This is a genomic window from Megasphaera jansseni, assembly GCF_047974155.1.
Classification (GTDB): domain Bacteria; phylum Bacillota; class Negativicutes; order Veillonellales; family Megasphaeraceae; genus Megasphaera.
This window is the reverse complement of record NZ_JBHYRR010000051.1, coordinates 1-7,078: the sequence shown is the minus strand read 5'-3', so window position 1 is coordinate 7,078 and position 7,078 is coordinate 1. Positions and strand designations below refer to the sequence as shown.

The 7,078-nt window shown below is 45.5% G+C and carries 9 protein-coding genes and 1 tRNA gene; all 10 read right to left on the bottom strand.

The annotated features are described in order from the left end of the window. Window positions 1-368 precede the first annotated feature (368 nt). Window positions 369-869 (bottom strand): DUF805 domain-containing protein, encoded by a 501-nt coding sequence (locus ACE418_RS13120; RefSeq protein ID WP_416451026.1) that lies wholly within the window; start codon window positions 867-869, stop codon window positions 369-371. Between the two features lie 13 nt (window positions 870-882). After that, entirely contained in the window at window positions 883-1,470 is a 588-nt protein-coding gene (locus ACE418_RS13115; RefSeq protein ID WP_416451025.1) for a DUF805 domain-containing protein, read from the bottom strand. 212 nt (window positions 1,471-1,682) lie between these two features. Further along, window positions 1,683-2,075: a hypothetical protein gene (locus tag ACE418_RS13110; RefSeq protein ID WP_416451024.1), complete on the bottom strand. Its 393-nt coding sequence runs from the start codon at window positions 2,073-2,075 to the stop codon at window positions 1,683-1,685. Between the two features lie 57 nt (window positions 2,076-2,132). Beyond that, window positions 2,133-2,546, bottom strand: coding sequence for a hypothetical protein (locus tag ACE418_RS13105; protein WP_416451023.1), 414 nt, complete (start codon window positions 2,544-2,546; stop codon window positions 2,133-2,135). Window positions 2,547-2,965: 419 nt separating this feature from the next. Next, window positions 2,966-3,253: a hypothetical protein gene (locus ACE418_RS13100; protein WP_416451022.1), complete on the bottom strand. Its 288-nt coding sequence runs from the start codon at window positions 3,251-3,253 to the stop codon at window positions 2,966-2,968. Between the two features lie 136 nt (window positions 3,254-3,389). Beyond that, the gene (locus ACE418_RS13095) at window positions 3,390-4,187 is read right to left on the bottom strand and encodes an ABC transporter permease (RefSeq protein WP_416451021.1); all 798 of its coding nucleotides are present in this window, start codon (window positions 4,185-4,187) and stop codon (window positions 3,390-3,392) included. A 14-nt stretch (window positions 4,188-4,201) separates the two neighbouring features. Next, window positions 4,202-4,987 carry an ABC transporter ATP-binding protein gene (locus tag ACE418_RS13090; RefSeq protein ID WP_416451020.1) on the bottom strand — a complete coding sequence of 262 codons (786 nt, stop codon included), beginning with the start codon at window positions 4,985-4,987 and terminating at the stop codon, window positions 4,202-4,204. Between the two features lie 304 nt (window positions 4,988-5,291). Next, window positions 5,292-5,382 (bottom strand) — tRNA-Ser (locus ACE418_RS13085). A gap of 50 nt (window positions 5,383-5,432) precedes the next feature. Then, entirely contained in the window at window positions 5,433-5,732 is a 300-nt protein-coding gene (locus ACE418_RS13080; RefSeq protein WP_416451019.1) for an MTH1187 family thiamine-binding protein, read from the bottom strand. 4 nt (window positions 5,733-5,736) lie between these two features. Beyond that, window positions 5,737-6,570, bottom strand: coding sequence for a hydroxyethylthiazole kinase (gene thiM / locus ACE418_RS13075; RefSeq protein WP_416451018.1), 834 nt, complete (start codon window positions 6,568-6,570; stop codon window positions 5,737-5,739). Window positions 6,571-7,078 lie beyond the last annotated feature (508 nt).

The following is a 7,078-nucleotide window of genomic DNA, read 5'->3' as shown; positions in this document are numbered from 1 at the left end:
TCAAACTGGTGTCTTTGTACCCGGATTTAAGCAAATGACCGATTGTTGTATATATGGAAGAGACTATACACTAGTTTATAAATCTTGTTCTTATTTTCATCCATAAATACATCTGCCCTTCCGGAATCTGTTACAATTTAATTATAAGTTAAATGCATAATAAAAACACTAGCCTAAATAATCCTTATTTTTGATTAAACCCCAGGATTCTTTGACAAATTTCTGAAACAAATCCCTATGACTTTCCCAACGAATTTATATACTCAATTATACGAACTCAAAAGGACAGAAATTGTCTATTAAAAAAAATACAGCAACTTTTTCAGTTGCTGTATCCTCTATTCCTAAAACCGAAATAAACGATGACATCATTCAAAAGGAGCTTCTCCATATGTATTAGGTCCTGGCGTCCCATTCTTGCCAAACAATAAATACAGGGCAAAGATATTCGCAACGGGGACTAGGAAAAGAAGCCAATAAAACCCGGATTTACCGACATCATGAAAGCGCCGGATAGCCAGCGTGATACTGGATACACACAGTATAAGGACCAGGCATAACGCTAATACAGAAATAAGCGTGACATCTAGCATAAACGCTATATGGCACACAATCGAAATTGCCATTAAAATCAAAAAACGTATAACATATGTTTTCCGGCTTATACGCCCAGTAATAGAAAAATAATCACTACGAATATTATGATGCTGTTGAACTGGATAAGAAGGTGTCCTATTGACAGCGGACGAAACTGGTTGATGTGAAGAAACCTGTTCTGATGGCACGGTTTCAACAACAGCGCCACAGTGAGGGCAGAATTTTATATTATCTTGAATCGGTTGTCCACATTTCGTACAAAATTTTCCCATGCTATCTCACTCCTTATTGCGTCGGTCCTAACGGGTCCGGGCCATATTGATTCGCTCCCGGCGTCCCCGCCTTAACTAATAGATAAATAAAGAAAATCAAGTAAGCAATCCCAAAAATCATCATCTTTCGCTCAGCCCGCTGAGACAATGTCACGCTGCTCATAATAATAGTCAGTACATCAATTCCGGCAAACCAAAAAGCCATCTTCAAATTTTTTTCGTTTAAATCTTGGAGACGTCGCAAAGTCAAGCAATATTCAGGGTATGCAAATCCAATAGAAATAACAGCAATCAACGCATCGACTCCTGCCGAAGTATTCCCCCATGAATCCGATAAAATGGCCCACAAAATAATAACGACACCAATACGAGCTCCTAACACAGCTAACATCCGCTTAAAATACCGCAACCGGTTCAGCCGACCTTCTTTGCGCAAGAACATGTCTTCCAGCGACTTATCTTCTCTATAGATGACCGCATGATGTTGATTAGAGGATGCTTCTGCCGTGTGAGGTGATTCCACCAATTGGGTACCACAAGAACTACAAAAACTAGCATTATCATTCAATTTAGCACCACAGTGAGGGCAAAATTTAGCCATGATTCCCACCTCCTTTTCATAATAATTCTATTTTTATTATACAAGGGATAGGTTAGAACCACACTAGCCTAAATACGCCGGATACTTTACTAGAATCCGCATAATTTTGCTAATTTATTTTCATTTACAAAAATGGATATAAAAAAGAGCACCCAGGAAATTTTCCTAGGTGCTCTCTGTCCAGTAAAGATCATCTTTTATCAGATTGAAACTTAATCACCATCCCAAGCCGACATTGCACGACTACACATCAAATTAATCTCATCTGCTAACGTCTGTATATGTAAATAACTAACACTGGTTGTGTCATACAATCCACTACAAGATGAATACATCGTATTGCCATCTTTCCAAAAATAAGCATGATATGCATGATAGACATCTGATGTATCGAGGTATACATCATAATTGGAACGTCCGCCTGTCACATGAATACTATCAATATCTACATAGAGTCCATTTCCTACCCATATATCATTCTGGGCATGAACCACATTTACACTCCCGATTTGACTGTCCGGTAGAATCGAGGGCAAAGCTGTCATGGCAAACGTGCACGCTCCCATTAACATAGTGCAAACACCAATCCGTTTAAGTGTTTTCATAATAAACTTCCTTCCGCTGCCATCACTGGCAGCACAAAGACGATATGTATGGATATATTACCAGACGTACTTATTGCCAATTGCATTATACAGCTGCGCATACAATGAATCAGAATCTACAACCGTTGTCGGGCCACCATCAATAGAGACGCCAAGCGCTCCCTTGGATGCCATGCGATATTGATGCGTTTCATAACTTCCGTCCGGATACACGCAGATTATTTTTGCCTGAAAGCTGTATGCTCCTGATGCGCGAACTTCCCTTGTTGGCTGCCTGAATTGTAAAGTCCCCCCCTTTAAATAATACTGATTGTCCCCATACGATAAAAGCCAAGTATCTTCCATAGGAATAGCTTCAGCTGCATAGGCCGGAGAAATAAAAAGCATATTTTGTGGTGCAATTCCACCAATTCCAAAAGAAATTCCCATTCCTAACATACAAGTCAATATCACTTTTTTCCATCTTTTCATATTCGTAACCTCCTGATGTTATAAATTAACGCAAGCCATTGCACCTACCATAATAATGTACGCATCAAATGCCAAATAGCTCTTTTTTCTAACAATTATAGTACAATTTCATAATAAATTTGTCAACTTCTCCATACTGATGCGTTAGTATGCGGATTATTTATAGAGTACTTTTTTTATTACACTGGACTCTTAAAAAACATCAGAAACGCTGTTCAATAGTGCTTAAATTCTATTATCAAAATATTCAATGGCCCCCATGCCAAAAAAGAGCACCCAGGAAATTTTCCTAGGTGCTCTCTATCCAGTAAAAGTCATCTTTTTATACTAAATCAATTTATTTTGTTGGGCCAGTTTTTCAATCATGGACAACGATAGTTTGCTATACTTCGCCACTTTATCCAGGGCCATCCCATCCTTTAACAGTTCGAGAGCGAATTCCAAATTCCCTTCGGTTCGGCCTTCCTCTTTACCTTCTGCTCTACCTTCTTTTCTGCCTTTTTCCCATCCTTCTTGCTGCCTTTCATCAGGCCATCTTCATATATTCCTTCTCCTAAGTTGCACATGACTGCTAAATCCCTCTCTCCTTCTTGTGTCAAATCAATTCCAAAATCATTATGCAGGGTCGTAATCTTTTCGCTGGCGTTCTTTGACGATACCCGTTTTGCCTCATTGTACCAAATTTTGATTTTTTGTACAATCCACATATTACAGCCAGCTTCTGGCTCAACTGAACCAGGGAAACGTCTTGGGATAAGATATTTTGAAACGATTCATTAAAAAAATTTATCTTTTTATGTTCTCTTTAACGCATTAAAGTTTCCCCATAATTATTTTACACCATCAGGCACGATTGGTCATTTTATGGAAACGCCGGAAGCCGATGCTCCCCATGATGACGATGCTGACAGCCAGGCCGAGGAGTGAAAAAATCAGCGGCATACTGGGTATCTGTGGCGTCAGGGTATAACGAAGGGCTTCATTGGCATAGACTAACGGATTGAGGAGAACCAGCTTTTGGAAAATCGGAGTCGGCGCCAAGCTGTACCAGGAAAAGAAAATCGCACCGGTAAAGACGACGGGCATGAGGAATCCCGGAAACATAGCGGCAATCTGCGGTGGCTTGACGATGGTCCCGACGAGCAGGCCCAGCGAGGCCGAAGCCAGGGCGATGAGGATTAATACCAGGACCAGCAAAGGAATCATTTCTGCCGTCAAGTGGATTTCAATCTGGCTGCCCATAAAAATAAGGGAAATGGGAAGGACGATGATGCCACCGATAAAGGCTTCGACGATACCGACGAACATCTTGGCATAGGCCACGATATTGCGTGGTACCGGAGCCTGCAGACGGTCTTCGATTTCATGCATATTATTGAAATCCATGGTAAAGGGGATCGCCGTCCCATGAATCCCCGTAATGAGGATACTCATGCCGATCATGCCGGCAAACATCTGCGACGGGAAGGATTCCGGAACAAAGCCGATATGCGGCATGACATAGCCATAAACGATGATCAGGACCAGGGGCAGCATAGCTACCCGGAAAATGAATTCATTCTTATCGCGCCATTGTGCCAGCAAATCCCGCTGGACCATAGCCCAGAAAGCCTGGGATAAAGATACTTTTCTCTGTTTCATATAATCCCCCTCACTTACTGCCGTTCGTTCATATTGCGGCCTGTCAAATAGACAAATACATCATCCAGCGTCGCCTTGCGCCCGTGGACAGCATCAGCAGGCACTAAGGCTTCCAGTTCCGCTGCCGTGCCCTGGGCCTGGATGGTCCCATGGTCGACGATGGCAATATGCTGACAGAACCGTTCTGGTTCTTCCATGTAATGCGTCGTCAGGAAAATCGTCGTCCCCTGCTTATTCAACTCCAGCATATTTTCCCATAAAATTTCCCGATAATTTGGGTCCAGCCCCGTCGTCGGTTCATCAAGGAATAAAATATCCGGCGTATGCATCATGGCACGGGCAATCTTCAGGCGCTGGGCCATGCCGCCGGAAAAGGTCTTGACATAGTCGTCCTGTCGGTCAGCCAGGCCGAATTTTTCCAAATACTCATCGGCCTTGCGGTTCGCTTCCTTTTTATCCATGCCAAAATACCGGGCATGGTATAAGAGATTTTCCCGCGCCGTCAACGAACGGTCCAGGTTATTATGCTGCGCGACGACACCGATTTTCCCCCGCGCCGTCACCGGGTCATCCAGGACCGACGTCCCATCGAGAAGGATCGTCCCGCCATCGGCCGGAAGCTGCGTCGTCAGCATGGCAATAGACGTACTCTTGCCGGCGCCATTAGGCCCCAAGAAGCCAAAAATCTCTCCACGGGCGACCGAAAAAGAAATGCCCTGCACTGCTTTGACGGTATGGCCGCTTTTTGTATGAAATGTTTTCCGCAAATCTCGAACTTCTAAGATATTATTGTTATTCATGAAAAAACCACCTTTCAAAATACCTGTATGGGGTATATTTTATCGTGTTATATACCCCCATACCGTATCAACGATATAGATTATATACCCCAATAGGGTATATGTCAAGGGATAAAAAAAGGAGCTGTCGCATCGCGACAGTTCCTCTTAAGTGGTCAATAGCTAGCAGTTAGTGATTAGCGGATGGCTTTAAATTTAAAGGTTTTCTCTGTAAACAACAAACTCTGTGCTATAAACTATAAAAAAAAGAGACTGTTACATGATGGTCGAAACCTTCATGTAACAGTCCCTCTGTCCAGTAATCTGGCGGAGTGAGAGAGATTCGAACTCTCGCAGGCCTTACGACCTCTAACGATTTAGCAAACCGTCCTCTTCAGCCTCTTGAGTATCACTCCATGCGTTAACTGACTATGTCAGTATACTACGATGGAGCGATATTGTCAAGTTATTTTTTCAATATCTCTTCTACGGCCTTGGTCTTGTTGTTCATCATATTCGTGTAGCCCGGCCGGATATCAGCTTTCAAGACGACTTCGGCCCGCAGGCCCTGGTCGGTCAGGTATTGCGTCGCTTTTTTGACGACAGCCATGACATCATCCCATTCACCTTCGATTTCGGTGAACATGGAATTAGTCCGGTTCGGCAGGCCCGATTCCCGGATGATGCGCACGATTTCAGCAACATAGGGTGCAAATTCATCACCAGTCCCACAAGGGGCGATGGCTACGGCAATTAAGGTATTCATGAGATCATGCCTCCTCTACAAGCAATGGATTCTGAGCAATCGCATCGGGCGTTGCCACATAGAGTTCGTCGATGAAAGCCGTCTGGAAGGAACCCGTCCCTTTAGCATGAGCGGCAGCCCGCGTCCCGGCCAGGTTATAGACGGCCGACCCGGTAATAGCGGCGATAAAGGGATCCGCCACGGCTGCATAGACGGCCATGACGCCGCCGAGGGAACAGCCAGTCCCGGTAATGCAAGGCATCATTTCTGAACCGCCCTGGGAAAAGACAAGCTGCCGGCCATCGGTAATCAGATCTTCTTCGCCTGAAATGGCTACAGCCCCACCGGTCCAACGGGCCACAGCGACGGCAGCCGGAGCGGCTGAACGGACGGAATCGGTAGAATCGACGCCGCGAACGTCCGACGTATCAGAACCACCTTCTAAGCCCCATAACCCGGCCAGGGCTATGATTTCAGACGCGTTGCCCCGGATGATGGACGTTTTATAAGCCTTAAAGGTCGTCAAAAGGTCGGTCCGCATTTGCCCCATGCCAATAGCCACAGGATCCAGGACCCAGGGTTTGCCTTCTTCGTGGAGTACGGATGCCGTCTTCGGCAGGGTTTCCGCATAAATCGGGAACAACGTCCCTACGTTGATATACATAGAGGCACCGGCCTTGGCCATACTGACGCCTTCATCAGGCAAATAGACCATTGCCGCTGAACCGCCGACAGCCAGCTGGGCATTGGCGACGAAATTAATGGTCACCGTATTGGTAATAGACGGTGTCAACGGATTCGAAGCCTTAGCCAGTTTCGCGGCTTCCCGGACAGCATCACGGATTTCAGATTCAGTCATAATATTACCACCTTTGTCGTTTTGCTGATTCTATTATAGCCGTTCTGCCAGAGAAAGACCAGGGGAATCAGTGGCATATTCATCGCCTGTATGCGATATCGTAGGGGACGTCCTGAAAGCCTTTTTGGCCCACCAGGCACTGACCAACGGGAAGTGCAGGGTGGCTGCAAAAACGGACAGCGGTGGCTGGCGTCCCGTTGTGGGAATCCCGCGAAATGCTGTTGGAGAAAATGCTATTCGCAGGCCGCCGGTCGCAGTTCGCTGTCAGCCGTCAGCGGTTAGCAGTTAGCCACCGCAGTCCAGCGGACTGCTCCGTAGGGGCTTGCACGTGGCAAGCCCGCTATGACGATGTGAGCATAACGTATGCTGATATATGTGCGTGTTTTCATGCATCACATGTCATGTATGGTGTGTACATCACCAGTTCAAGCGGGCCGCCCAAGGCTCCCTTTATAGGGGAGCTGACCGCCAAAGGCGGTCTGAGAGGTTAAAGATCGGCCCCTACAAA

Excerpts from the sequence above, each read along its gene's own strand:
- ACE418_RS13120 (WP_416451026.1), bottom strand. The coding sequence starts at position 869 with ATGGGAAAATTTTGTACGAAATGTGGACAACCGATTCAAGATAATATA.
- ACE418_RS13115 (WP_416451025.1), bottom strand. The coding sequence starts at position 1,470 with ATGGCTAAATTTTGCCCTCACTGTGGTGCTAAATTGAATGATAATGCT.
- ACE418_RS13110 (WP_416451024.1), bottom strand. The coding sequence starts at position 2,075 with ATGAAAACACTTAAACGGATTGGTGTTTGCACTATGTTAATGGGAGCG.
- ACE418_RS13105 (WP_416451023.1), bottom strand. The coding sequence starts at position 2,546 with ATGAAAAGATGGAAAAAAGTGATATTGACTTGTATGTTAGGAATGGGA.
- ACE418_RS13100 (WP_416451022.1), bottom strand. The coding sequence starts at position 3,253 with ATGTGGATTGTACAAAAAATCAAAATTTGGTACAATGAGGCAAAACGG.
- ACE418_RS13095 (WP_416451021.1), bottom strand. The coding sequence starts at position 4,187 with ATGAAACAGAGAAAAGTATCTTTATCCCAGGCTTTCTGGGCTATGGTC.
- ACE418_RS13090 (WP_416451020.1), bottom strand. The coding sequence starts at position 4,987 with ATGAATAACAATAATATCTTAGAAGTTCGAGATTTGCGGAAAACATTT.
- ACE418_RS13080 (WP_416451019.1), bottom strand. The coding sequence starts at position 5,732 with ATGAATACCTTAATTGCCGTAGCCATCGCCCCTTGTGGGACTGGTGAT.
- thiM (WP_416451018.1), bottom strand. The coding sequence starts at position 6,570 with ATGACTGAATCTGAAATCCGTGATGCTGTCCGGGAAGCCGCGAAACTG.